General features: G+C 65.7%; 22 protein-coding genes, 1 tRNA gene and 1 pseudogene. 15 read left to right on the forward strand and 9 right to left on the reverse strand.

Annotated elements, in window-relative coordinates; all coding sequences use genetic code 11:
• The first annotated feature begins 44 nt into the window (after positions 1 to 44).
• Complete coding sequence (locus C1A30_RS20595) at positions 45 to 1760, forward strand: DUF2339 domain-containing protein (protein ID WP_101949960.1); 1716 nt, start codon at positions 45 to 47, stop codon at positions 1758 to 1760.
• Positions 1761 to 1788: 28 nt separating this feature from the next.
• Entirely contained in the window at positions 1789 to 2280 is a 492-nt protein-coding gene (locus C1A30_RS20600) for a Dps family protein (RefSeq protein WP_101949961.1), read from the forward strand.
• Here the strand turns inward: C1A30_RS20600 and C1A30_RS20605 are convergent.
• The gene (locus C1A30_RS20605) at positions 2255 to 3565 is read right to left on the reverse strand and encodes an adenylate/guanylate cyclase domain-containing protein (protein WP_235010015.1); all 1311 of its coding nucleotides are present in this window, start codon (positions 3563 to 3565) and stop codon (positions 2255 to 2257) included. The genes C1A30_RS20600 and C1A30_RS20605 overlap by 26 nt on opposite strands.
• A 790-nt stretch (positions 3566 to 4355) precedes the next feature.
• Between C1A30_RS20605 and C1A30_RS20610 the strand changes: the two genes are divergently transcribed.
• The gene (locus tag C1A30_RS20610) at positions 4356 to 6320 is read left to right on the forward strand and encodes a cellulase family glycosylhydrolase (protein WP_160112773.1); all 1965 of its coding nucleotides are present in this window, start codon (positions 4356 to 4358) and stop codon (positions 6318 to 6320) included.
• On the opposite strand, the gene C1A30_RS20615 is transcribed toward C1A30_RS20610, so the two are convergent.
• Entirely contained in the window at positions 6317 to 7816 is a 1500-nt protein-coding gene (locus C1A30_RS20615) for a PucR family transcriptional regulator (protein ID WP_160112774.1), read from the reverse strand. The two genes, C1A30_RS20610 and C1A30_RS20615, sit on opposite strands and share 4 nt — an antisense overlap.
• An 82-nt stretch (positions 7817 to 7898) precedes the next feature.
• On the opposite strand from C1A30_RS20615, the gene speB reads away from it, so the two are divergent.
• The 4 genes from speB to C1A30_RS20635 all read left to right on the forward strand — a co-directional run bounded on the left by speB (position 7899) and on the right by C1A30_RS20635 (position 12528).
• Positions 7899 to 8846 carry an agmatinase gene (speB, locus tag C1A30_RS20620; RefSeq protein WP_101949964.1) on the forward strand — a complete coding sequence of 316 codons (948 nt, stop codon included), beginning with the start codon at positions 7899 to 7901 and terminating at the stop codon, positions 8844 to 8846.
• Positions 8843 to 10420 (forward strand): 5-guanidino-2-oxopentanoate decarboxylase, encoded by a 1578-nt coding sequence (locus tag C1A30_RS20625; protein ID WP_101949965.1) that lies wholly within the window; start codon positions 8843 to 8845, stop codon positions 10418 to 10420. Before speB ends, C1A30_RS20625 begins: the two co-directional genes overlap by 4 nt.
• A gap of 9 nt (positions 10421 to 10429) precedes the next feature.
• Positions 10430 to 11890 carry a sodium:solute symporter gene (locus C1A30_RS20630; protein ID WP_101949966.1) on the forward strand — a complete coding sequence of 487 codons (1461 nt, stop codon included), beginning with the start codon at positions 10430 to 10432 and terminating at the stop codon, positions 11888 to 11890.
• 215 nt (positions 11891 to 12105) lie between these two features.
• A complete protein-coding gene (locus tag C1A30_RS20635; protein WP_101949967.1) occupies positions 12106 to 12528 on the forward strand; it encodes a hypothetical protein in 423 nt (140 codons plus the stop codon).
• A gap of 62 nt (positions 12529 to 12590) precedes the next feature.
• On the opposite strand, the gene C1A30_RS20640 is transcribed toward C1A30_RS20635, so the two are convergent.
• Positions 12591 to 12667, reverse strand: a tRNA-Leu gene (locus tag C1A30_RS20640).
• A 78-nt stretch (positions 12668 to 12745) separates the two neighbouring features.
• Between C1A30_RS20640 and C1A30_RS20645 the strand changes: the two genes are divergently transcribed.
• The 6 genes from C1A30_RS20645 to C1A30_RS20670 all read left to right on the forward strand — a co-directional run bounded on the left by C1A30_RS20645 (position 12746) and on the right by C1A30_RS20670 (position 18702).
• Positions 12746 to 13357 carry an ANTAR domain-containing response regulator gene (locus tag C1A30_RS20645; RefSeq protein WP_101949968.1) on the forward strand — a complete coding sequence of 204 codons (612 nt, stop codon included), beginning with the start codon at positions 12746 to 12748 and terminating at the stop codon, positions 13355 to 13357.
• Between the two features lie 177 nt (positions 13358 to 13534).
• On the forward strand, positions 13535 to 14752 hold the full coding sequence (locus C1A30_RS20650; RefSeq protein WP_101949969.1) for a branched-chain amino acid ABC transporter substrate-binding protein: 1218 nt from the start codon (positions 13535 to 13537) through the stop codon (positions 14750 to 14752).
• A gap of 114 nt (positions 14753 to 14866) precedes the next feature.
• Positions 14867 to 15913, forward strand: a complete 1047-nt coding sequence (locus tag C1A30_RS20655) for a branched-chain amino acid ABC transporter permease (RefSeq protein ID WP_101949970.1) — start codon at positions 14867 to 14869, stop codon at positions 15911 to 15913.
• A 68-nt stretch (positions 15914 to 15981) separates the two neighbouring features.
• Positions 15982 to 17148 (forward strand): branched-chain amino acid ABC transporter permease, encoded by a 1167-nt coding sequence (locus C1A30_RS20660; protein WP_101950359.1) that lies wholly within the window; start codon positions 15982 to 15984, stop codon positions 17146 to 17148.
• Positions 17145 to 17972 carry an ABC transporter ATP-binding protein gene (locus C1A30_RS20665; RefSeq protein WP_101949971.1) on the forward strand — a complete coding sequence of 276 codons (828 nt, stop codon included), beginning with the start codon at positions 17145 to 17147 and terminating at the stop codon, positions 17970 to 17972. Before C1A30_RS20660 ends, C1A30_RS20665 begins: the two co-directional genes overlap by 4 nt.
• Entirely contained in the window at positions 17956 to 18702 is a 747-nt protein-coding gene (locus tag C1A30_RS20670; protein ID WP_101949972.1) for an ABC transporter ATP-binding protein, read from the forward strand. Before C1A30_RS20665 ends, C1A30_RS20670 begins: the two co-directional genes overlap by 17 nt.
• A gap of 65 nt (positions 18703 to 18767) precedes the next feature.
• On the opposite strand, the gene C1A30_RS20675 is transcribed toward C1A30_RS20670, so the two are convergent.
• Genes C1A30_RS20675 through C1A30_RS20690 form a run of 4 tightly spaced genes read right to left on the reverse strand, consistent with a single transcriptional unit; the run spans position 18768 to position 21376 of the window.
• Entirely contained in the window at positions 18768 to 18995 is a 228-nt protein-coding gene (locus C1A30_RS20675; protein ID WP_101949973.1) for a DUF167 domain-containing protein, read from the reverse strand.
• Positions 18996 to 18999: 4 nt separating this feature from the next.
• On the reverse strand, positions 19000 to 19731 hold the full coding sequence (locus C1A30_RS20680) for a TIGR02206 family membrane protein (protein ID WP_369974141.1): 732 nt from the start codon (positions 19729 to 19731) through the stop codon (positions 19000 to 19002).
• A 12-nt stretch (positions 19732 to 19743) separates the two neighbouring features.
• Positions 19744 to 20943 (reverse strand): lipid-transfer protein, encoded by a 1200-nt coding sequence (locus C1A30_RS20685; RefSeq protein ID WP_101949974.1) that lies wholly within the window; start codon positions 20941 to 20943, stop codon positions 19744 to 19746.
• Complete coding sequence (locus C1A30_RS20690; RefSeq protein WP_101949975.1) at positions 20933 to 21376, reverse strand: Zn-ribbon domain-containing OB-fold protein; 444 nt, start codon at positions 21374 to 21376, stop codon at positions 20933 to 20935. Before C1A30_RS20690 ends, C1A30_RS20685 begins: the two co-directional genes overlap by 11 nt.
• A gap of 172 nt (positions 21377 to 21548) precedes the next feature.
• Between C1A30_RS20690 and C1A30_RS20695 the strand changes: the two genes are divergently transcribed.
• Positions 21549 to 21953 (forward strand): hypothetical protein, encoded by a 405-nt coding sequence (locus C1A30_RS20695; RefSeq protein WP_235010018.1) that lies wholly within the window; start codon positions 21549 to 21551, stop codon positions 21951 to 21953.
• A gap of 11 nt (positions 21954 to 21964) precedes the next feature.
• On the forward strand, positions 21965 to 22402 hold the full coding sequence (locus C1A30_RS20700; protein ID WP_101949976.1) for a hypothetical protein: 438 nt from the start codon (positions 21965 to 21967) through the stop codon (positions 22400 to 22402).
• 17 nt (positions 22403 to 22419) lie between these two features.
• Here the strand turns inward: C1A30_RS20700 and C1A30_RS20705 are convergent.
• Both C1A30_RS20705 and C1A30_RS20710 read right to left on the reverse strand, forming a co-directional pair.
• Positions 22420 to 22539: pseudogene (locus tag C1A30_RS20705) on the reverse strand (alpha/beta hydrolase); the annotation flags it as partial.
• An 11-nt stretch (positions 22540 to 22550) separates the two neighbouring features.
• The gene (locus C1A30_RS20710; RefSeq protein WP_101949977.1) at positions 22551 to 23690 is read right to left on the reverse strand and encodes an FAD-dependent monooxygenase; all 1140 of its coding nucleotides are present in this window, start codon (positions 23688 to 23690) and stop codon (positions 22551 to 22553) included.
• Positions 23691 to 23738: the final 48 nt, after the last annotated feature.

Raw genomic sequence — 23738 nt, forward strand, 5'->3', positions numbered from 1 at the left:
TCCTACTCATCCGAATCCGGCGGCGCGTTGCGACGATTTCTCACATGACCGAACCGCGTGCCGTCATCTCCCGGTTGTCTGCGGATTCCGCTGCGATCTCCCAGTACCTCGCGCGGATGTCCGCCGATCTGGCCGAACTCGACCGCCTGCTGGCTGCACAGCCCCAACCGATGCCTTATGCGCCGCACTGGCCGCAGTATCCGCCGCCGCAGTACCCGGCCCCGGTCGAGCAGCAGCAGCGGAAGGAACGGTCCGAGAACTGGATCGGACGGATGCTGGCGGTCGCCGGGGTCGCCGTCACGCTCGTCGGTGTCGTGCTGCTGTTGGTGCTGGCGGCCCAGGCGGGCATCCTGCGTCCCGAGTTCCGGGTCGCGGGCGGCGCCGTGCTTGCGGCCGGGTTGGTGGCCTGTGCGTACTGGCTCAGCACGCGACCCGGCGGCCGAGTGGGCGCCGTCGCCCTGGCCGCCACCGGCATCGGCGCCGCATACATGGACGTCATCGCAGTCACGACGATCTACGACTGGGTGCCCGCCGCCGTCGGCCTGGTCATCGCGGCCGTCGTCGGCGGCGGCGGTATGACCTTGGCGCGGCGGTGGGATTCGCAGCATCTCGGGGTGCTGGTGCTGGTGCCGCTGATCTGCCTGGCGCCGGTGATCACCGACGGTGTCACGCTGCTTCTCGTCGGTTTCATGCTCGCGCTGTCCGCCGCCTCGCTGCCCGTCCAACTCGGCAAGGACTGGATCTGGTTGCACGCTGCACGCACGGCCGCCCCCACTTTCCCGTTGTTGATCGCGTTGGTCGCCGTCGCCTTCAGTTCGGATCGTGACCTGTGGCTGGCGGGCGCGTGCGCCCTCGCCGCATTGCTGGCACTGGCAGGGGCGCTGATCCTGTTGCCGCGCACGACAAATGGAGCCGCGACGGCGCTGCTGACGGCGGCGGGTGCGCTGCCGGTCCTGTGTGTCTCCCCGGCGGTGGACCGGGTGGTGGCAGCGTTGATGGCGGCGTCGCTGGCCGCGGTCATGCTCGCGATCGTGCTGACCCGCCCGCCCGGCGTGACCGCCGCGGTACGGCAGATCTGGTCGGCGCTGGCGGCGGTGTCGGCGCTGGTTGCGGTGACCGTCGCCTTCGACGGTTACATCGCTGGCCCAGTGCTGCTGGCGATGGCCGTCGTGGTCGCGGTCGCGGGTCGGCGCGATCCGATCGCGCGGTGGGTGGCGATCGGCTTCGGGTTCGTCGGGGGTGGCATCTTCCTGGTCTACGCACCGCCGACCGCAATCGTCGAGGCCACCGAAATCACCACTGCAGAAGGCATTTCCACATTGATCGCCAGTGTCTTGTTGGTCGCGTCCGCGATCGCCATCACCTGGTCCTGGCGTGACGAACCGGTCGTCTGGGCGGGCTGCGCCGCCGTGGTGATCTATGCCGTGACCGCGTTCACCGTGACGGCCGGTGTGTGGATCGGCGGCGAGAACGGCGGCTTCTTCGCCGGCCACATGGCCGCCACGATCTGCTGGATCGCGATGGCCGCGGGCCTCTTCGGCTATGCGGCGCGGGTCACCAGGGCCGAACGGTCGCTGCCGATCGGCGGAGGGCTGACACTGGTCGCCGCTGCGATGGCCAAACTTTTCCTGTTCGACCTCGGCACCCTCGACGGGATCTTCCGGGTGGCGGTGTTCATCGTGGTCGGCCTGGTGCTACTCGGCATGGGCGCCGGCTACGCGCGCCTATTGGAACGACAGGATTCCGCCAAATTGGAATGATTCCATTGTGGCGGCCGTTGGTTGAGGCATGGGTACCACAACACGTCGCACAGAAGCAGAAGTACAGGCATTTCAGGCATCGCCGGCTCTCAGCGCGAACCTGCAGCGGGTGCTGGTCGACCTGATCGAACTGCACCTGCAGGGCAAGCAGGCGCACTGGAACGTCGTCGGCGGCAATTTCCGCGACCTGCACCTGCAACTCGACGAACTCGTCGACTTCGCACGCGAGGCAAGTGACACCATCGCCGAGCGGATGCGGGCGCTGGACGCGGTGCCCGACGGCCGGTCCGACACCGTCGCCGCCACCACGTCGCTGCCGGAGTTCCCGGCCTATGAGCGCAGCACGGCCGAGGTCGTCGACCTGATCACCGCGCGCACCTACGCGGCGGTCGACACCATCCGCGGCGTCCACGACGCGGTCGACGCGGAGGACCCGAGCACCGCGGACATCCTGCACCAGCTGATCGACGGGCTGGAGAAGCTGGCCTGGCTGATCAAGTCGGAGAACCGGAAGGTGTGACGGCGCTGCGCCGTTCGACGGCATTGCGGACGGCTTCGTCGTCGCGGCGGCCGACCAGGTACCAGGTGTGCATGACGCCCTTGCCCTTGATGTCGACCTCTCCGCGCTCTTCGAGCACGAATGCGTGGTTGAGGCGCTGATACACGTCGTCGGGCACCTGGATCCGCCCCTCGACATCGGTGGTCTCCATCCGCGCCGCCACGTTGACCGCGTCGCCCCACACGTCGTAGAAGAACTTGCGCGCACCGACCACGCCTGCCACCACCGGCCCGGCGGCAAGGCCGATGCGTAGCGGAACCTCGCGACCCTGAGGGTCTTTCAGGTCCGCGACGGTCTCGGCCATGTCGAGTGCCAGACAGGCGAGCGCCTCGATGTGATCGTCGCGCGGTTCAGGAACGCCGCTGACCACCATGTAGGAATCGCCGCTCGTCTTGACCTTCTCCAGGCCGTGCCGGTCGACGAGCGCATCCAGATCGGTGTAGAGCCGGTCCAGGAAGCGCACCAAATCTGTTGGGGGAGTGTCACTCGAGCGTTTGGTGTACCCGGCGATGTCGGCGAACAGAATCGACGCGTCGTCGTACTTGTCGGCGATGATGTTGCGCGACGGGTCTTTCAGGCGCTCGGCGATGGGCGCGGGCAGGATGTTGGTGAGCAGCCTCTCGGACCGTTCATATTCGGCCTCCATCGCCAGCCGTGCCCGCCGGATCTCCCGCAGCGCGTACCACGCCACCGCGATCACCATCACGAAGGCCGATGTCACCGTGAGGATGAAACCCGTCCGGTATGCCCAATCCGGTTGCACGCCAGTGTTATACGGAACGAGTAGCTCGAGTGCGATGACGGTCGCGGCGTTGCCCGCGGCGAGTACCGCTGTCAGCACGATGTGATCGACGCCGAGGATCAACACCATCAGGGTCGCGGCGAGTAGGTAGTAGAACGGCAATCCCGAACTCGTGCCGAGGTGCCAGCACACCACGGTGATCGAGGCGTACGCCACGAAGAAGAACACCAGCGGCGCGACCAACTCACCGAACCGGTACAGCAAGGGGATCAGCAGAAAGATGGCACCGGCGGCCAGGTTCACCATCGCGATCCACAGCACATCCTGTCCGATGATCAACGCTTGAATGCCGAAGAAGATGCTGATGACCGCGCCGATGCGGGTGGTGACGGTCAGTACCCGAAGGTGGCGCGCAACGGTTTCGTTCTGATGCCGGGTGCGGGCAGGCACCCGGTTCTCGAGCGCCACGTCGGGCACGCAGACGGATCGAACCTTGGCCACCACCTTCGAAGCGTAACGCCGCGAGACGGCCCCACCTGCGGGTTTTCGGTTCCACGTGCCCACGACATACCGTGTGTTTTGCTTAGCCGCGCCGGTATTCGGCCCGGTCCGGCATTACGCATTTTGCCGTCGACCAAATCACGGCTCGTCCGTTGTGCTTTTTGGATAACGGCGAGCGGGTAGCTGATGTGAGGGGCCCGTGGTGCGCCGCGGTTGACCCCGCTACGGCGTGTCGACGGCGTCGGGGTGTCGTTTTCTGCGCAGCGCCGGGTGGTTGGAGCGTGGCGATTATTCATTCGGTTCTGCATACAACCGGCGCGGCCGGATGTGACCGCGTTGCAGTGAGGTTTTGCTTGCTGTGTTCGGCGCAAACGCGTTCCGGTGAGATTCGCGCGCTGTGCAGAGAAATTGCCGCGTGATGCGACCGTGATCACCTCGATATTCCCAGATATGGGACACATACGAGTCACCCCCTACCATAAACGACGGCAGAGATAACCCCTTTGCTGAAACTGTCGAATGGCGCGCAATTGATGTGTGCATCCCGACCCCGGTCGCGCCATGCGGGGAAGATGCCTTGCGCCGCCACGCTTTTCGGACCAAAAGTCTTTTTCAATTGGCTGCGCGCTTTTCTGCCCGATGGGCTAATTTGAATCGACACATCTGGTGCCATGTCTTCGGACTGACAACTGAAACGGGAGTGGCTATGAGCCGGGCCATGAGTCGCCGCATGCGGCGATACTCGATATTCACCGTGATTGCCCTAGTGCCGATCGCGATCTTGTGTGCCTACGTGACGAATTTGCTCACGCCCACCTCCCCGATGCCGCGGCCGGTCAGTGCGGCCGCTTATCACATCGTCGAAACGGCGGCGATAAAAGAGGACTCCGAGACCATCGGCATCGCCGATTCAGATTTGTACAACGCGACTGATGACGAGATCGAAGCCCGCTTCAACGAGATGCAGGCGTTGGGCGTCAACACGGTTCGGGTGGTCATCCCATGGGCGGCGATCAGGCCTGCAGAGCCAGGCTCGGCGTTGGAGCAGCTGTTCCCGCCGAACTGGGCGAAGATGGATCGCATCATCCAGGAGGCCACCGATCGCGGTTTCTCGGTGCTGGGGGTGCTGAATTCGACGCCGTACTACGGCGGGCAGGACAACTCCGGATGCTTGGGTTGTGTGGGTGTGGCGCCCGACCCGGCGGATTTCGCGGCATTCGCGGCGGAGGTTGCCCAGCGATACCAGGGTGAGGTTTCGGCCTACGAGGTGTGGAATGAGCCGAACTCCTACAAGACGTGGTCGCCTGCCGTTGATCCGGTCGCTTACACCAATGTGTTGAAGGCGGCGTATACGGCGATCAAAGCCGCAGACCCGAATGCCACCGTCGTGGCCGGTGTGCTTGGCGCGGTCGTCACCGTCGGCAATCTGACCATGGACCCGGTGACATTCGTGCAGACCATGTATGCCAACGGCGCCAAGGGTTTCTTCGATGCGCTGTCATATCACCCGTACAACTATCAAAAGACCTTCGCGGAGCAGAATCCCGGTTTCGTGTCGCCGCTGCAGATGCTGCTCCAAATGCGGCAGACCATGCTGAACAACGGCGACGACCTGGTGAAGATCTGGGCCACCGAATACGGCCTGCCGACATCGCTCAATGCCGACCAGGCGGCGGCCTACCAGAACCAGCTCAAATTCATCAGCGACTTCCTCACCGTCTGGGGTGAGGGGCTTACCGACGCCCAAATGGCGCAACTGCCGGCCCAGTACCGCGAAATCGCTGCTAGCTGGGAGGACTGGATCGGCCCGGCGTTCATCTACAGCCTGCGTGACCGGTTGGGCCAGGAACTGACCGAGCAGGGTTCGTTCGGCCTCTATTACTTCGACGAGGCGTCCGGTGAGTGGAAGTTGAAGCCGGCGGGCGAATGGATCAGGGACATCATCAGGGAGCGGCAGTCCAGTGACCTGGCCGCGGCCTTGGCGGCCTCGTTGCAGAAGTTGGTGCAGCAGGTGGCGACCACGGTGCAGAACACCGTCGTGAATCAGGTGGTGCCTGCGGTGCAGCAGACGGTGCAGCAGGTCGGCTCGTCAGTCGCCAACGCGTTGGCACAAGCACTCGCGGCGTGGGCGGCGTCCTTCAAGAAGACACCGACGACGCCGACCACGGTGGCCGCGATCGAAGCGGTCGACACGGCGGCGGTGGCCGAGCAGGCGGTGACCGAGACGTTCCAAAAAACCGCGGCCGTGACAACGTCGGAGACCAGCGACACGACCGAGAAGATCTCCGCGTCGGACGGACCTGCGGCCGACAAGTCAGAGCAGTCGACGAAGTCCGACGAGACAAAGGTGGTCAAGGAACCGACGCCCGCTGCGGCGACGGCGACGGAGCCGGCCACTGAAACGGACCCGAAGGCATCCGAGAATCCTCCCGCCGCAACCGATGACACCAAGTCGTCCGACGATCCGAAGGCGTCGACTCCGGCCACCCGGAAGGAGAACGACGACGCCAAGGACGACGCCAAGGACGACGATGCCAAGGACGACGATGCCAAGAAGGACGGGGACAAGAAGTCCGGCGCAGACAAGAAGGGTGCGGGCGGCCACTCGGTGACCGGCAAGCACGGAAAGGGTGCGGTACCCAACGGCAAGTCCGTCGACGAGATCAAGTCCAAGCTCGGCGACCACACTCCGAAGTCTTCGAAGGGTACGCCGAAGCACGCGGCCAGCGAGGAGGCGTCGGCTCCCGCGGCCGGTTAGTCCGACGACATCCGGGCGGCGTCACGAGCCCGCAGGGCCAGCCACAATTCGTGGCGGTCCTGCGCGGACTCCATGCGCCGCCCGGTTAGTCGTTCAACTGCCTCGATGCGGTTGCGCATCGTGTGCCGGTGAACGCGCAGCGCGGCGGCCGCGGAGCCCCAGTGCCCGTTGTGCTCGAGAAAAGCGGTGAGCCCGCGCAGCAGTTCGCCTGACCGGTCCATCGCGTCGAGCGGCCCGAGCACCGCGTCGGCGTACGCCTGGAGTGGTTGCGCCCCAACGGTGTTCAAGAGCAGCCGACTGCTGGCGATTTCTTCGGCGTGCATGTGGCGGCCCTGGACGCGGCTCGCGGGCAACGCCGACCGGGCCTGACGCAGGGATACGACCAGCGAGCCGGGTCGCACCGCGATGCCGATGCCCGCAGGCCGACCGCCCGCCAGCGTGGCGAGCGCACCCGGCAGGTCCGTGTCGATGGGCACCGCGAGTTCGACCACCTCTCCCGCTGCGCGCACCAATGCGTCGGGCAGGCTGGTGAGCAGGTCGGCGGCCAAGTCGTCGGCGTCGTCCTTGGCGGCGACGGCGGCGGCCCGCAAGTCGGTGTCCTGCAGCCCGACGGACGCCAGCCAGCGCGCGGCGACGACATCGTCGACGGAGGCGCGGGCCAACCGGTCCAGCACCTGGGCCCGGCCGCGGCGCTGAGCGGTGGTGAGCCCGTGGCGGCGCTCGAGCTCGAGGGATAGCAGCGATACCAGATCACCCGAAATCTGATGTGCAGCAGGCAATTCAGCGGGTCCGTCGATCAGCAGCCAGGCGCGAAGCCTGCGCGCGCCGAGCGCGTGGAGTTCCCGCCTGCGGCCACCGCTGATGTCGGCGGCTGCCGCGTTGAGGCCCTGCTCGCGAACCGACTCCAGCAGCCCCGACAGTCGCGCAACCAAATGCTCTGCGTCCGAATCCGATTGGGCGAGGACCCGGCCGAGCAAGTCGATCACCACGCCCGAGCGGCCGGTGGTGTCGCGGTGGGCGGCAAGGATGCCGAGCAGCCCGCCGGGGGTGACGGCGGCTGCAGTCAGGGCCCGCTGAGTCTGCAGCGCCCACTCCAGGTCCCGCCGTTCGGCGCGCGCCCGGTAGGCGAACACCGCCTTCGTCACCGCGATGAACGGCACCGGATCGGGCACCGTCAACAACGGCATGCCGACCTCGTCGGCGGCGCTGACCAGTCGTGCGGGCGCCTTCTGGTGGGGCAGTTCGGCGCCGAGCCCGATTCCGACGGCGCGCACCCCCGCGGCATCCAGGTCGGCGAGATAGGACCGGCACCCCGCTAGGGTCTTCGGCAGCAACAGGCCGATGGTCAACAGCAGCTCGCCGCCCTGCAGCCATGGACCGGGATTCACCAGCTCAGAAACCGCGGCGGCCTCGATTTCCCGGTCGGCACCGCCGCGCCCTGCGACCAGCTGCAGCCCTAGATCGGGGTCCGCGACCAGCTCCGCAACGGTCAGCATGGACATATCGTCGAACAGCTATAGCCCAATCTCTACAAAATGGCTATATCTGCAGCCGGTCTTTTCGGGGAGCGTTCTAGACATGACTTCTGCGCCCCCGATCGGACCGGTCGACGCCACCCGTGTGCCGCGCTACGCGGGCCCGGCCACTTTCGCACGCCTGCCCCGCACCGATGAAGTGACCCACACCGACGTCGCGGTCGTCGGCATCCCGTTCGACTCCGGGGTGTCCTATCGGCCGGGGGCGCGGTTCGGGCCAGGCCACATTCGGGCCTCGTCCAAGCTGCTGCGGCCGTATCACCCGCGGTTGGATGTCGAACCGTTCGCCGTTCAGCAGGTGGCCGACGCCGGCGACATCGCCGTCAACCCGTTCGACATCGCCGAGGCGATCACCACGATCGAGCGGGCGTCGGACGAGTTGCGTGACGGCGGGACGAAGCTGATCACGCTCGGCGGCGACCACACCATCGCGCTGCCGTTGCTGCGCTCGCTGCATCGCGACCACGGCCCCGTCGCTGTGCTGCACTTCGACGCCCACCTCGACACCTGGGACACCTACTTCGGGGCTCCGTTCACGCACGGCACGCCGTTCCGGCGGGCCAGCGAGGAAGGTCTGCTGCATCCCGAACACTGCCTGCACGTCGGTATCCGTGGCCCGCTCTACGCGTCCACCGATCTGACCGACGACCGGGTGCTCGGCTTCCAGGTGATCGGCACCGACGACGTGCAACTCGACGGGTTGGCCACCGTAATCGAGCGGATGCGGGCGCGTCTCGGCGATGCGCCGGTCTACGTGTCCGTCGACATCGACGTGCTCGACCCGGCCCACGCGCCGGGCACCGGCACCCCGGAAGCCGGCGGAATGACAAGTCGCGAGCTGCTGCACTGCCTGCGCAGCCTGGTGGGCGTCAACCTGGTCGGGGCCGACATCGTGGAGGTGGCGCCAGCCTACGATCACGCCGAGATCACCGGTATCGCCGCCGCGCACGTCGCGTACGAGCTGATGTCCGTGCTGGCGGCCACCCAATGACCACGCATCGCAACGGCGGCGCTGCGGTGGTGGAAAGCCTTGCCGCACAAGGGGTGGACACCGTCTTCGGTATCCCTGGCACACACAACCTCGAGCTGTACCGCCATTTTCCGGCGACCGGAATCCGCGCGGTCACCCCGCGCCACGAGCAGGGAGCGGGATACGCCGCCGAAGCCTACGCCCGAGTCACCGGCAGGCCAGGTGTGGTGGTGGCCACCAGCGGGCCCGGCCTGACGAACACGATGACGGCGGCGGCCACCGCCTATGCGGAGTCGCAGCCGATGCTGATCCTGTCGTCCGGGATGCCCACCGACGCCGAGGGCCATGACCTCGGACAGCTGCACGAGGCCAAGAACACCAGCGGCGCAATGGATCAGCTGATCCGCTGGAGCCGCCGGGTACGCACCGCCGAGGACGCCGCTGAAGCCGTCTCGGACGCGTTCGACTCGTTCGCCGCCGGTCGTCCGCGCCCGGTGCACATCGAGATTCCCGTCGACGTCCTCGAGGCGCAGTGGACGGGGGAGCCCCGTGCGGCCGCCAAACACGCTGCCCCACAAGCTGATCCGGAGGCGGTCCGCGCCGCGGCCGAGGTACTGGCAGCCGCGGTCCAGCCGATGATCATCGCAGGCGGGGGAGCGGTGAACGCGCAGCGGGAGGTGACCGCGCTGGCCGAGACACTCGACGCGCCGGTCGCCACCACGGTCAACGGCAAGGGCGTCGTCGACGAGGCCCATCCGCTGTCGGTTGGCGCATCCGTCCGGCTTCGGGCCGTGCAGAAGGCCGCCGCCGAAAGCGACGCGCTGCTTGTGGTTGGGTCCGAACTCGGCGATTCGGACCTGTGGGAAGGGCAGATTCGCGCGCGAACGGTGATCCGATGCGATATCGAACCGGGCCAGTTGCAGAAGAACTGCCCGGCCGACCACACGCTGCTCGGCGACGCCGCGGCCACCGTCGCCGCCCTTCGGGCCGCGTTGCCCGCCGCGACCGCACGCCCCCACGACCGCGCGGCGGCGGTGCGGGCGGCGTGCCGCGAGGAAGCGGCGAAGGACGCGGGCGGCTACGCGGAGATCAACGCCGCCGTGCGCGCGGCGCTGCCTGCCGACGGCGTGCTGACCGGAGACAGTTCGCAGGTCACCTACTTCGGCTCGGTGCATTTCTTCGACATGCCTGCCCCGCGGCGCTTCTGTTATTCGCCCGGGTTCGCCACGCTGGGTTACGGGCTGCCCGCCGGCCTCGGCGCCGCGATCGGGCTGCCAGGAACGCCGGTGGCGGTGTTGCTCGGCGATGGCGCGCTGATGTTCTCCGTGCAGGAACTGATGACGCTTGTCGAACAACAACTTTCGATACCGGTCGTCGTCGTCGACAACGGCGGCTACCAAGAGATCCGGGACCAGGAGGCGGTCAGGGGCATTGCGCCGATCGGCGTCGAACTGCGCACACCGGACTTCGCCGCCCTCGCGGTGGCGATGGGGGCACGTGGAGTGCGCACGACGTCGACGGCCGAGTTGACCGACCTCGTCCGCGGTGCGTTCGCCGCTGACGGACCGACTGTCATCCACTTCGACATCCGCTGAGGGGACATCATGGATATCGCGATCGTCGTCATCTATCTGCTGGGCATGATTGCCTTCGGCTTCTGGGGAAAGAGCAGGGCCAAAACGCAATCCGACTTCCTCGTCGCAGGCCGCCGCCTGGGCCCGCTGCTCTACTCCGGCACCATGGCCGCGATCGTGCTCGGCGGCGCGTCGACGATCGGCGGTGTCGGCCTCGGCTACAAGTACGGGATCTCTGGCATGTGGCTGGTGTTCTGGATCGGCGTCGGCATTCTGGCGCTGAGCCTGTTGTTCGCGGGCCGGATCCAGCGGCTGCGCGTCTACACCGTCAGTCAGATGCTCGAATTGCGTTATGGCCCAGGTTCTTCCGTGCTGTCAGGAATCGTGATGTGGGGCTACACACTGATGCTGTCGGTGACGTCGACCATCGCGTATTCGACGATCTTCGGCGCGTTGTTCGACATCGCCAAGGTGCCCGCGATCATCCTCGGCGGCAGCGTGGTCATCATCTACTCCACGCTGGGCGGGATGTGGTCGATCACGCTGACCGACTTCGTGCAGTTCCTGGTCAAGACCATCGGCATCTTCTTCATCCTGCTGCCGGTCGCGCTGTACAAGACCGGAGGCGTCTCCGGGCTGGCTGACAAACTGCCCGCCGACGCCACGTCGCTGACCACCATCGGCGGCGACACCATCCTGACCTACTTCGTCATCTACACCTTCGGTCTGCTGATCGGCCAGGACATCTGGCAGCGGGTGTTCACCGCGCGCAGTCCCGGGGTGGCGCGCTGGGCAGGCGCGGCGTCGGGCCTGTACTGCCTGCTGTACGCGGTGGCGGGAGCGGTGATCGGGATGGCCGCCAAAGTGCTGCTGCCGGCGCTGGAATCCCGGGACGACGCGTTCGCACAATTCGTCGAGCAGCAGTTGCCGCCGGTGCTCGCCGGCCTCGTGCTGGCCGCCGCGCTCGCCGCCGTGATGTCGACGTCGAGCGGTGCGCTGATCGCCACCGCGACGGTGTTCAGTCAGGACATCGTCGCGCGACTGCGGCATCAGGACATCGAGGCGGGCAGCGAACACGACCACGTCCGCAACAACCGCCTATACGTGTTCGGCTTCGGCATCCTGATGGTGATCATCGCGTGCGTGCTGCAGGACGTGGTGGCCGCGCTGACCGTGGCCTACGACATCCTGGTCGGCGGGTTGTTGGTGCCGATCCTGGGCGGTCTGGTGTGGCGGCGCGGCACCAACGTCGGGGCAGTGGCGGCAATGGCCGTCGGTACCGTCGCGACGCTGGCCACGATGATCTACGTCGGCGATATCTACGCCAACGAGCCGATCTACGTCGGGCTGGTGACCGGGCTGGTGGTCTATGTGGCGGGCAGTCTGACCAGTAAGGCCACCGACCCGCAGGTGCTCGCGGAGTGGGATCGCCGTAGCCGCGGCCAGTTTGCCGACCAAGCGCTGGAGGAATCCCGGCCCGGAGCGATATAGCAAATTCGATTCTTCGGACGGGTGCGTGATCCCCGGAGAACTTATTTGCCGCTCGCGTTAATTCTGTAGTTTGCCGGATCAAGCAGTAGCGAGCGGATTGCAGAGTATTTGACGCAGAGTTATCGAAACGATTTGTTTGCCAGATGCTTTCTTCAATGCCTCGGTGTGAGTTAATCTACTTGCGTTAACCACCGACCCTGGCTAAGGGAGAAAACATGGCATCACTACGTCCGTTCGTGATCTTCGGCTGTTCGCTCGTCGGTGCTGGGGCTATCGCGATGGCCGTCCCCGCGACGTCTTCTGCAGACAACTGCCTGCTGGGCATCAAAGGTCTCGTATGCACCAGCGGGGTCCTGAACAGCAACACGCTCGGCCCGAACATCGGCATCGGGAACAGCGGCGGCTTCAACGGCGGCATCCTGAACTCCGGCCTAGGCAACGTCGGGATCCTCAACGGCGGCGTCTTGAACGCCGGCGTGGCCAACCAGGGCGCCGGCAATTTCGGCATCGCCAATCTGGGCACCGCCAACCAAGGCATCCTCAACGGCGGTACGGGCCGGCAGGGGCTGCTGAACTTCGGTGGCGGCAGTCTCCTCGGGCTTGCGCCAGGCGGCAAGCTACTGGGAATCGGAGGCTGACAACAAGGGGCGCAAAGCGCGGGGTCGACGGGCGGGTCCTTCGGGGCCCGCCCGTTTACTGCTGGTGCCCTCGGTGAGATTCGAACTCACACTGTACGGGTTTTGAATCCGTTTCCTCTGCCAGTTGGGATACGAGGGCTTCGTGTTTCCGCGGGTTTCCACCATAGAGGATGCCCCGCGGTCGCTGATCGCCCGCCGGACCGCCACAATGTGTCCCATGACCGCGTCACCGACCGATGCCGATAGGCCGCGCCGCGTTCTCGTCGCCGAAGACGAGGCGCTCATCCGGCTGGACTTGGCCGAAATGCTGCGCGAAGAAGGCTACGAGATCGTCGGGGAGGCCGGCGACGGCCAGGAAGCGGTCGATCTGGCCGAGAGCCTGCGGCCCGATCTGGTGATCATGGACGTCAAGATGCCGCGACGCGATGGCATCGACGCCGCGTCCGAGATCGCCAGTAAGCGCATCGCGCCGATAGTCATCCTCACCGCGTTCAGTCAACGCGAACTCGTCGAGCGGGCGCGCGACGCAGGCGCCATGGCGTATCTCGTGAAGCCGTTCAACATCACCGACCTGATCCCGGCCATTGAGGTGGCGGTCAGCCGGTTCAGCGAGATGACCGCGCTGGAGAACGAGGTTGCGACGTTGTCCGACCGGCTGGAGACGCGCAAGCTCGTCGAGCGGGCGAAGGGTTTGCTGCAGACGAAGCAGGGGATGTCGGAACCCGAGGCGTTCAAATGGATCCAGCGTGCGGCCATGGATCGCCGCACCACGATGAGGCGCGTCGCCGAGGTGGTGCTCGAAACTCTCGACGCGCCCGAGAAAGCGTAAAAACTGCGTTTCCGACGCGCCGTTGGCCGCGAATTTACGGCCGGTCAGCAGTCCCCGTTTTCCAACATGACGCGACATGGGTTCGCGTTGGCTATGGTCTTCCCGAAGCATCGCCGCCCCGGCAGAGGAGGGCTGGTGCGCCCGATGCCGACAAAAACATTGACGCGGAGGTGAAGTGTGCGCGGAGGCGTGGCACGGAATGCATTTGCTCTCGGTAGTGCCGTCCTGGTCGTGCTCGGTATTGCCGGGTGCCAACAATCCGAGCCGAGTGGTGACGGAGGCACTGCGCAGGCCGATCTGAAGATCGTCGAGCAGGTTCAGATCGACGAGCAGGGCAAGGAGGTCAAGGCGGATCAGACTGCCGCGCCCGCCGATCCCGCCGGTGACGGCAAGGCCACCTGCCCGCCGGTGTCGATCGCAATGGCGGGAGCTCTCAACGGGCCGGACGCCGCGCTGGGCATCAACATCAAAAACGGTGTGCAGCTTGCCATCGACAAGCACAACGCGGCCAACAAGGGCTGCCAGGTCCAGCTGAAGCCGTTCGACACCGAAGGCGATCCGCAAAAGGCCACCGCGATCGCGCCGCAGATCGTCGACGACCAGTACACGATCGGACTCGTCGGCCCGGCGTTCTCGGGTGAGACGAAAGCCACCGGCACCGTGTTCGACCAGGCCGGCCTGGTCGCCACCACGGCATCGGCGACCAACCCGACGCTGTCCCAGAACGGATGGAAGACGTTCTTCCGCGGCCTCGCCAACGATGCCGTGCAGGGTCCGGCGGTCGCCAACTACCTGAAGAACACGTTGAACTACAAGAAGGTCTGCGTCATCGACGACAGCACCGACTACGGCCTCGGTCTGGCCTCGGCGGTCCGCGAGACGCTGGGCCCGGTGGCCGATTCCGGTTGCAACATCTCGGTGAAGAAGGGCGACAAGGACTTCTCCGCTGCGGTGACACAGGTCAAGGGCGTCAACCCGGATGCCGTTTTCTACGGCGGCTACTACTCCGAGGCGGCTCCGCTGACCCAGCAGCTCAAGGACGGCGGCTTCGCCGGGACGTTCGTTTCCGCCGACGGCACAAAGGATCCCGAGTACGTCAAGCAGGGCGGCGAGGCCACCAAGGGCGCCATCCTGTCCTGCCCGTGCGGCCCGGCCACCGGATCGTTCGCCGACGAGTACAAGAAGAAGTTCAACACCGATGCAGGCACCTACAGTGCGGAGGGCTACGACCTCGGCACCATCCTGGTGAAGGGCATCGACTCGGGTGCCATCACCCGGCCGGCCCTGCTTGACTTCGTGAAGAACTACAACGGCCAGGGTGTGGCCCGTAAGTACCAGTGGACCCCGACCGGTGAGCTCACCACCAACCTCATCTGGATCTTCAAGGTTCAGTAAGTCGCAGAGGCGAAGCGCGTCCGAGACCATATGGCTCGGACGCGTTTTCGCTGGCGATGCGTTTGTTGTAAACGTCCCATCGGATAGACCACTGTCGCGAGGAGCTGCCCCCGGATGATCCACGAGTGCCTAGATCACGGGGCTCAATACGCCTGTCTGGCCGCCAACATCAACTTCAACCTAGAAGGCCTGCGAATTGGCTTCTGGCAGCTGACGATCGACGGTCTGTCCTGGGGAGCCATCTATGCGTTGGTGGCGGTCGGATACACGCTGGTGTTCGGCGTGCTGCGACTGATCAACTTCGCGCATTCCGAGATCTTCATGCTCGGCATGTTCGGCGCGTACTTCGCGCTCGACATGATCGTTGGCTTCACGCCGAGCGGCAACGCGTACAGCAAGGGCATCGGGCTGACGATCCTGTATCTGGGCGTGGCGATGTTGTTCGCGATGCTGGTATCCGGTTCGGCCGCCGTTGGGCTGGAATTCATCGCGTATCGGCCGCTGCGGAAACGGGGTGCCCGGTCGCTGACATTCCTGATCACCGCAATCGGTATGTCGTTCGTGCTGCAGGAGTTCGTCCACTTCGTCCTGCCGAAGCTGTTGAAAGGGTACGGCGGCAGCAACGCGCAGCAGCCGATCATTCTGGTGCAGCCCAAGACGCAGTTCACCATCTTCGGTGCGACGGTTTCCAACATCACCATCGTGATCATCGTCGCTGCGTTGATCTTCGCGGTGCTGACCGATTTCGCGATCAACCGGACAAAGTTCGGCCGCGGTATTCGCGCTGTCGCCCAGGACCCGACGACCGCGACGTTGATGGGGGTGTCGCGCGAACGCATCATCACGACGACGTTCTTGATCGGCGGTCTGCTCGCGGGCGCGGCGGCGCTGCTCTACACGCTGAAAGTGCCGCAGGGCATCATCTACTCCGGCGGATTCCTGTTGGGTATCAAGGCTTTCTCGGCTGCGGTGCTCGGCGGCATCGGCAACCTGCGCGGCGCGCTGCTCGGCGGTCTGCTGCTCGGCATCATGGAGAACTACGGTCAGGCCGTGTTCGGCACGCAGTGGCGCGACGTCGTCGCGTTCGTGCTGCTGGTTCTGGTGCTGTTGTTCAGGCCGACCGGCATACTCGGTGAGAGCCTCGGGAAGGCACGCGCATGAACGACAAGCGAGAAGCCGAAGGCGGATCGCGCATTCGGGCCAAGCGAGAAGCCGAAGGCGGATCGCGCATCAAATCTGTGTTGGCGCCGGGCGACGGCCTGCGCAACTGGTGGGACGGATTGTCGCGGGCACAGAAGTGGATATTCGGCGCCCTGCTGTTCGGTGCACTCGCGCTGTTACCGCTTTATACGCCGCCGTTCTTCAACACACCTGGCATCAGCTTCGGCGGCACCATGGCGCAGTTCGCGATGGTGGCGATCATCGCGATCGGCCTCAATGTCGTCGTCGGCCAGGCGGGTCTGCTCGACTTGGGCTACGTCGGGTTCTACGCGGTGGGCGCGTACACGGTCGCCTTGCTCACCAGCCCGGACAGCCCATGGAACAAGGTAGGGCCCGACGGGTGGTTCAGTGCACCGTGGGCGTGGTTGGCGTGCGTGCCGCTGGCGATGGCCATGACAGCGCTGGCGGGTCTGATCCTCGGCATCCCGACGCTGCGGTTGCGCGGTGACTATCTGGCCATCGTGACCCTGGGCTTCGGCGAGATCATCCGGCTGATGGCCGACAACCTCTCCGACATCACCAACGGTCCTCGCGGCCTGAACGAGGTCGCCTACCCGCGGCTGGGGGAGAGCGAGAGGCTGCCCGAAGGCGTGTTCTCCAACGGCAACTCCACGGGCGCCGCCAACTACGGAACCTGGTGGTTCTGGCTCGGGCTGGTGCTGATCGTGGTCATTCTGCTGTTGGTCGGCAACCTGGAACGCAGCAGGGTAGGCCGCGCGTGGGTGGCGATCCGGGAAGACGAGGACGCCGCAGAAGTGATGGGCGTCAACACTTTCCGCTTCAAACTGTGGGCGTTCGTGATGGGTGCGGCGATCGGCGGCCTGTCCGGCGCGCTGTACGCGGGCCAGGTGCAGTACGTCGCGCCCCCGACGTTCAACATCATCAACTCGATGCTGTTCCTGTGCGCGGTGGTGCTCGGCGGTCAGGGCAACAAGCTGGGCGTGATCTTCGGCGCGTTCATCATCGTCTACCTGCCGAACCGATTGCTCGGTGTGCACTTCCTCGGCATCAACCTCGGTGACCTGAAGTATCTGTTCTTCGGATTGGCGTTGGTGGTCATGATGATCTTCCGGCCGGAGGGGCTGTTCCCCGTCCGCCAGCAGTTGTTGGCGTATGGCAAGACGGCACGGGAGTTCCTGAGAACCCCGCCGGGCGAGAAGGAGCCGGCCCAATGACGATCGAGGACCTGGCGGGCGTCCACCGCGAAATCCACGCCGCCGAAGGCGAAACACTCCTGGAGACACAGGAGTTGACCATGAAGTTCGGCGGTCTCGTCGCGCTGGATTCGGTCAGCTTCAACATCAAACGCGGTGAAATCCTCGGGCTGATCGGTCCGAACGGCGCGGGCAAGACCACGTGCTTCAACGCGATCACCGGGGTGTACCGGCCGAGTTCGGGCTTGGTGATCTTCGACGGGGCGCCGCTGGGGCGGATCAAACGGCATCAGATCACCCGCAAGGGCATCGCCCGCACCTTCCAGAACATCCGGTTGTGGGGCGAGATGACGGCGCTCGAAAACGTCGTCGTGGCAACCGATGCGCGGCACAAGACGTCGGTGCCCGGCGCGCTGGTGCGCACACCGCGGCATCGGCGGGAGGAGAAGACGGCGATCGAACGCGCGGCGGCGCTGCTGCATTTCGTCGGCATCGCCCATCGCGGCGAGGAGAAGGCCAAGAACCTGCCGTACGGCGACCAGCGTCGTCTCGAGATCGCCCGAGCACTGGCCACCGAGCCCAAACTGTTGTGCCTCGACGAACCCGCCGCCGGGTTCAACCCGAGCGAGAAGGCGGCGCTGATCGACCTGATCCGCAAGATCCGCGACGACGGCTACACCGTATTGCTGATCGAACACGACATGCGGTTGGTGATGGGGGTGACCGACCGGATCGTGGTGCTCGAATTCGGCCGCAAGATCGCCGACGGCCTGCCGCACGAGATCCGCGAAGACCCGAAGGTCATCGCCGCCTATCTGGGGGTGCCTGATGACACTATCCACTGAAACATCCCGTCCAGTGCTGCTCGAGGCCCGCGATGTCGTGGTGCACTATGGCCGCATCAAGGCGTTGCACGGCGTGTCCCTGGTGGTGCGCGAAGGCGAACTCGTCACGCTGCTCGGCTCGAACGGGGCAGGCAAAACCACGATGATGCGGGCCATTTCGGGCCTGCGGCCACTCACCTCGGGCTCGGTGTGGTTCGACGGGCAGGACATCAGCCGGGTCAAGGCGCACAAGCGGGTGAGCGACGGGCTGATCCAGGCGCCCGAGGGTCGCGGCGTCTTCCCAGGTATGACCGTCACCGAGAACATCGAAATGGGTTGCTACGGGCGCAAATTCGCCTCCAAGGCCGAGCACAACGAGCGCCTCGACTGGGTGCTCGAGACGTTCCCGAGGCTGGCCGAACGCAAGAATCAGGTCGGCGGCACGCTGTCCGGCGGCGAGCAGCAGATGCTGGCGATCGGGCGTGCGTTGATGGCCCGGCCGAAGGTGCTGCTGCTCGACGAACCGTCGATGGGCCTGGCGCCGATGGTGATATCGCAGATCTTCAAGATCATCGCCGAGATCAACTCGCAGGGCACGACGGTGCTGTTGGTCGAGCAGAACGCGCAGCAGGCGCTCAGTAGGTCGGATCGGGCCTACATTCTGGAGACCGGAGAGATCACCAGGGAAGGCAACGCGCGAGAGTTGCTGGACGACGACAGCATTCGCGCGGCGTATCTCGGCGTGGCCTAGCGCCTCTGCGCGAGTGACCGTGTCTGCACGCGACACGCCGTACAAAACTGTGCAAAAGCGGTCGCTCACCGGGAGATGCGAAACCGCTTGAGCCGGCCCGTCGTACCGGACACCAGTTCGACGTCTCTACGTGGAACGCCGAAGTGGTCGGCGAGCAGTTTCGTGACGGCTTCGTTCGCCTTACCGTCGACCGCCCGCTCGCGGACATAGATGGTCAGCCCTTCGGCAGCGGTCTCGACCAGCGGGCCCTTCTTGCTGCCGGGTTTGACCCGGACCGAAATGACTTCTGACATGTCCTCAATCCACGCTAACGCGACGCATCCACGGCCATGTCATCAACGCCCACACGATGAGCACCAGCGCCGCGGCGACGAAGATGTACCAGGGCCAGGGGCCCATCACGTCCAGCAGCGATGACGTGGACGGTTTGTGGTTGAGGAAGCCGTAATTGGTTCCGGCGATGCGGTTGAACACGAACGTCACCGTTGCCCACACCAGCGTGACTGCGACGGCGAACCGGTAGCTGCGCCAGTCCGGCCGCATCCCGCGGCCCCAGGTGAGATAGACGGCCGCCCACACCACCAACAGGTGAATCGCCCAGAACGCCAGGAACTGGTAGTGCGGAAAGTCGGGGCTCTGCAACGCAGGCGAGATCAACGCCTGGGTGCTCAGCACCAGCCCCCAGTAGTAGGTCAGCACATAGGCCCACTGCCTGCGTGACCACAGGGCATACGCGGCAACGACGGTCGCCAGGTCGGTCAACTGCAGCGGTACCGAATCGAGTGTCGGCGGGCTCAGCACGTAGATCAGGATCGCGGCATAGATCAGCGCCGTCACCGCGCCCAGCACGCGGCCGAGCCGTCGCGCCTGCTGTTCGGCCTGCCTGCGGCCGATCGACACCAGGGCGACCGCGCCGAGGAGAAACACCGCAATGACGGCCCAATGCGACGGGCCGTAGGCCGTGAACCTCTGCTCGTCGAACGTGAGCTTGCGTGTCAGATTTCCCGGAAATCTCGAGCGTAAGTTCACGTTCGGCGCGGGCTAGCGGGCGACGATCACCGACGAGCCATGTCCGAACAGACCTTGGTTGGCGGTGACGCCGACGGTGGCGCCCTCGACCTGGCGGCCGGTGGCCTGGCCCTTCAGTTGCCACGTCAGTTCGCACACCTGCGCGATGGCCTGCGCCGGGATCGCCTCCCCGAAACAGGCCAACCCTCCCGACGGGTTGACCGGGATGCGGCCGCCGACCGCCGTTGCGCCACTGCGCAACAACTGTTCGGCCTCGCCTTTGGGGCACAGGCCGAGGTGCTCATACCAGTCGAGTTCCAACGCGGTGGAAAGGTCGTAGACCTCCGCCAGCGAGAGGTCTTCGGGGCCGATGCCGGCCTCGGCGTAAGCGGCGTCGAGAATCTGATCCTTGAACACGCGCTCCGGTGCTGGCACTGCGGCGGTGGAATCCGTTGCAATATCGGGTAATTCGGGCAGATGCTGCGGATATTGCGGTGTCACCGTCGACACCGCGCGCACCGACGGCACGCCCTCGAGCGAACCCAGATACTTCTTGGTGAACTCCGCGCTGGCCACGATCAACGCGGCCGCGCCGTCCGACGTCGCGCAAATATCAAGCAGCCGTAGTGGATCCGAAACCACCGGGCTGGCCAGCACGTCCTCGACGGAGGCTTCCTTGCGGTAGCGCGCGTTCGGGTTGTTGAGTCCGTGTTTCGAGTTCTTCACCTTCACCGCCGCGAAGTCCTCGAGCGTCGCGCCGTAGAGATCCATCCGGCGGCGGGCCAGCAGCGCGAAGTACACGGTGTTGGTCGCGCCGATCAAGTGGAACCGCTGCCAGTCGGGATCGTTCTTGCGTTCGCCGCCCACCGGCGCAAAAAAACCCTTCGGCGTGGTGTCGGCGCCGATCACCAACGCGACGTCACAGAAGCCGGCCAGGATCTGGGCACGTGCGCTCTGCAACGCCTGAGATCCGCTGGCGCACGCGGCGTATGACGACGACACTGGCACGCCGTTCCAGCCCAACTTCTGCGCGAACGTCGACCCGGCGACGAAGCCGGGGTAGCCGTTCCGGATCGTGTCCGCACCCGCGACCAGTTGGATCTGACGCCAGTCCAGGCCCGCCTCGGCCAGCGCGGCGCGCGCGGCCACCACGCCGTATTCGGTGAAATCGCGTCCCCACTTGCCCCACGGGTGCATGCCCGCGCCAAGGATGTAAAGCGGTTCAGGACTCATCAGCGGGCCTCCACGCGTAGACGACTCTCTCCACGCCGTCGTCGTCGACGAACAGCGGCATGGTGGCCAGTTCCATCTCCATGCCGACCTTCAGATCCGTCGCGAGCGTGCCCTCGACCACCTTGCCGAGCACGATCAAACCCTCGTCGGCCAGTTGCACGGCGGCGACGGCGAACGGTTCGAACGGATCCGGTGACGGATATGGCGGCGGCGGGGCATACCGGTTCTCGGTGTAGCTCCACAGCGTGCCGCGCTGCGACAGCGGCACCTGCGCAAGCTCGTCACCTTCACAGCCGGGGTTGGGGCAGTTGTTGGCCCGCGGCGGAAAGACGTAGGTACCGCACAGATGACACTTGCCGCCGATCAGATAGGGCTGGCCGGACGTGTCGGTGGCGAACCACCCGTCGATCGCGGGTTGCGTGGAAGCTGACACCCGGTCAGCGTACCGAGTCGGCACGCAAAACTGAAACGTGTTCCAGTTGTTGGTCCAGCTGAGCCGCCGACAGATGGGGTAGTCGACTACCTCATACCCGGCAGCCCGTGTCGCTGACGATAGCTCTGGACTTGGGATCGGTAGTCCCAGCCACCGTCTGTACTAACCGCCGATGCGCGGCCACCGTGGCCGCCTGGAAGATTCGGAGACACCGATGGGATTGTTCGACAAGGCAAAGAAGGCCGCCCAGCAGGCACAGCAGGGCGACGGCATGGTGCACGTCAAGGGTGCCGGCGGAATGATGAACCCGGCCATGTTCGGCGGCCCCTCGACGCAGTCGGTGGCGGCGGACGACCCGATCTGGCAGCCCATCAACGGTATTTCGCTGCAGGACTATGCCGATTTGGCCCGCCAGGCGCAGGCCCGCGGCATCAACAACGAAGCGGGCATGATCACGTTGGCGCAGGAGCGTGGGTGGGACCCTGCGGACGCCAAGGCCGCGCTGGACGGCTGGGTGCAGCGGATGGGCCAGTCGATGGCCGTCGGGCAGCAGTTCCGTAAGTTCCTCGGCTACTGACGGGACACATCATGCCCAACCCGTTCAAGGACTGGGCGCGGATGTATGGCGCCAACAGGCAGTACCTGGAATCGCAGGGTCTCCCGTCGTCGTTCGTCGGCCAGATCGCCGACATTTCCAACAGGATTCACGAGGCGGCCGACGCGAGCGAGATCGGCGTCAGGATGATCCGACATGCGCAGTTGATGAACGGCGGCGGCGTGCCTGCCATCGTCTCCGTCGACGGCGTGTGGCAGGTCGGCTCTTATCTGAACATGTCGCCGGTGGTGCGGATGCAGGTGAGGGTCGAACGCGCGGACGGCACCGCACCCTACGGCGCAGTCTTCGACGAGGTGGTCGAGGATATGCACATGGGCCGAATACAGCCGGGCACAACACTTGCGGTGTACGTCGATCCGCAGAACCCCGTCGACATGACGGTCGACTGGATCCGTACCGGTCAGCTGTAGTCGAGCAGGATCCGCAGCAGGTGGGCGCGTTCAGCGACACCTGTCAGGGTGACCGGCAACACCCGATGTCCGCGCGAGCGCAGGGCGGCGGTCAGTTCCTCGAAGCACCACGCGCCGTGGCAGGCCCCTGGCACCAATACTTAGGTCGTCATGCCCGAACCTCGTCTGCGCGAGTGTCCTTGCGGTACTTGCCCGTAACGTGCGCCAGGTCCTCCGGGCGCTGGGTGGCGCCGATGACGTGCATTTCGCGGTTGGCCGCTACCACGTCGGCTGTCTCGGGACGACGGATCCGCTCGTAGGCGAGAAGGCCCCCGCGGAAGTCGCGGGCCAGTTCGTCGGCCAGCACCCGCGCGTCGACGATTGCTTGCGAACCACCGTTGGCGCCAACGGGATACATCGGATGCGCGGCGTCGCCGAGGAGCGTCACCCCGCCGCGGCCCCACCACGGCAGCACGTCGCGGTCGACCATCGGATACTCCAGCACCAGCTCGGTGCGGCGTACGAGATCGACCGCGTCCAGCCAGCCGAGGTTCCACTCAGCGAGCATCGCCACCACCTCGGACCGGTCGCCGGGCCGGTTCCACTTCGCGTCACCTGGCAGCGCGCCCGGAGCGGTCACCTTCTTCAGCATCACCCAGTTGATCAGCCCGCCGCCGAGCGGATACACCACGAAGTCGGCTCCGTCGGCCTTGACCATCACCGCGGTCCGGCCGTCGAGGAATGGCTCACCGGGTGCCACGCCGCGAAATATCTGCACACCGGCCCACCGCAGTGGATCACCCGCCGGGTGCAGACGTTCCCGCACGGTCGAGTGAATGCCGTCCGCTCCCACCAGCATTCGGGCTTCACATTCTCCGCTGGAAGTGCGCACATGCACACCGCCGTTCGTCTGCTCGAAGTCGGTCAGCTCGCAGGCGGTACGCACGACGTCGCTGCCAGTGCGGTCGCGCAGCGCGGTCAGCAGCATCATCTGCAGCTGGCCGCGGTGCACGGAGTACTGCGGCCAACCGTAGCCGCCCTCCAACCCGCGGGGCTCACGGAACAGCAGGTTGCCTTCGGTGTCGTAAAACGCGTGGGCGTGTGGTGCGACGGCGATGTGCGCGATCTCATCGCCCAGCCCCAGTTCCACGAGTTCGCGCACCGCGTGCGGCAGCAGATTGATGCCGACTCCCAGTGGCCGCAACTCGGTGGCCTTCTCGATGACGATGGCCTCGATACCTCTGGCGTTGAGCGTCAGCGCGGCGGTCAGGCCGCCGATACCCGCGCCGACAACGAGAAGCTGGGTCACGTTTTCATAGTTGGCGCAGAAGTACTATCTGTCCAATAACTTGATGGT

This window comes from Mycobacterium sp. 3519A (assembly GCF_900240945.1).
Taxonomy (GTDB): Bacteria; Actinomycetota; Actinomycetes; order Mycobacteriales; family Mycobacteriaceae; genus Mycobacterium.

Coding starts and splice junctions, on each gene's coding strand:
- C1A30_RS20595 (WP_101949960.1), top strand. CDS start 45: ATGACCGAACCGCGTGCCGTCATCTCCCGGTTGTCTGCGGATTCCGCT.
- C1A30_RS20600 (WP_101949961.1), top strand. CDS start 1,789: ATGGGTACCACAACACGTCGCACAGAAGCAGAAGTACAGGCATTTCAG.
- C1A30_RS20615 (WP_160112774.1), bottom strand. CDS start 7,816: ATGCTGACCGTTGCGGAGCTGGTCGCGGACCCCGATCTAGGGCTGCAG.
- speB (WP_101949964.1), top strand. CDS start 7,899: ATGACTTCTGCGCCCCCGATCGGACCGGTCGACGCCACCCGTGTGCCG.
- C1A30_RS20625 (WP_101949965.1), top strand. CDS start 8,843: ATGACCACGCATCGCAACGGCGGCGCTGCGGTGGTGGAAAGCCTTGCC.
- C1A30_RS20630 (WP_101949966.1), top strand. CDS start 10,430: ATGGATATCGCGATCGTCGTCATCTATCTGCTGGGCATGATTGCCTTC.
- C1A30_RS20635 (WP_101949967.1), top strand. CDS start 12,106: ATGGCATCACTACGTCCGTTCGTGATCTTCGGCTGTTCGCTCGTCGGT.
- C1A30_RS20645 (WP_101949968.1), top strand. CDS start 12,746: ATGACCGCGTCACCGACCGATGCCGATAGGCCGCGCCGCGTTCTCGTC.
- C1A30_RS20655 (WP_101949970.1), top strand. CDS start 14,867: ATGATCCACGAGTGCCTAGATCACGGGGCTCAATACGCCTGTCTGGCC.
- C1A30_RS20665 (WP_101949971.1), top strand. CDS start 17,145: ATGACGATCGAGGACCTGGCGGGCGTCCACCGCGAAATCCACGCCGCC.
- C1A30_RS20670 (WP_101949972.1), top strand. CDS start 17,956: ATGACACTATCCACTGAAACATCCCGTCCAGTGCTGCTCGAGGCCCGC.
- C1A30_RS20675 (WP_101949973.1), bottom strand. CDS start 18,995: ATGTCAGAAGTCATTTCGGTCCGGGTCAAACCCGGCAGCAAGAAGGGC.
- C1A30_RS20685 (WP_101949974.1), bottom strand. CDS start 20,943: ATGAGTCCTGAACCGCTTTACATCCTTGGCGCGGGCATGCACCCGTGG.
- C1A30_RS20695 (WP_235010018.1), top strand. CDS start 21,549: ATGCGCGGCCACCGTGGCCGCCTGGAAGATTCGGAGACACCGATGGGA.
- C1A30_RS20700 (WP_101949976.1), top strand. CDS start 21,965: ATGCCCAACCCGTTCAAGGACTGGGCGCGGATGTATGGCGCCAACAGG.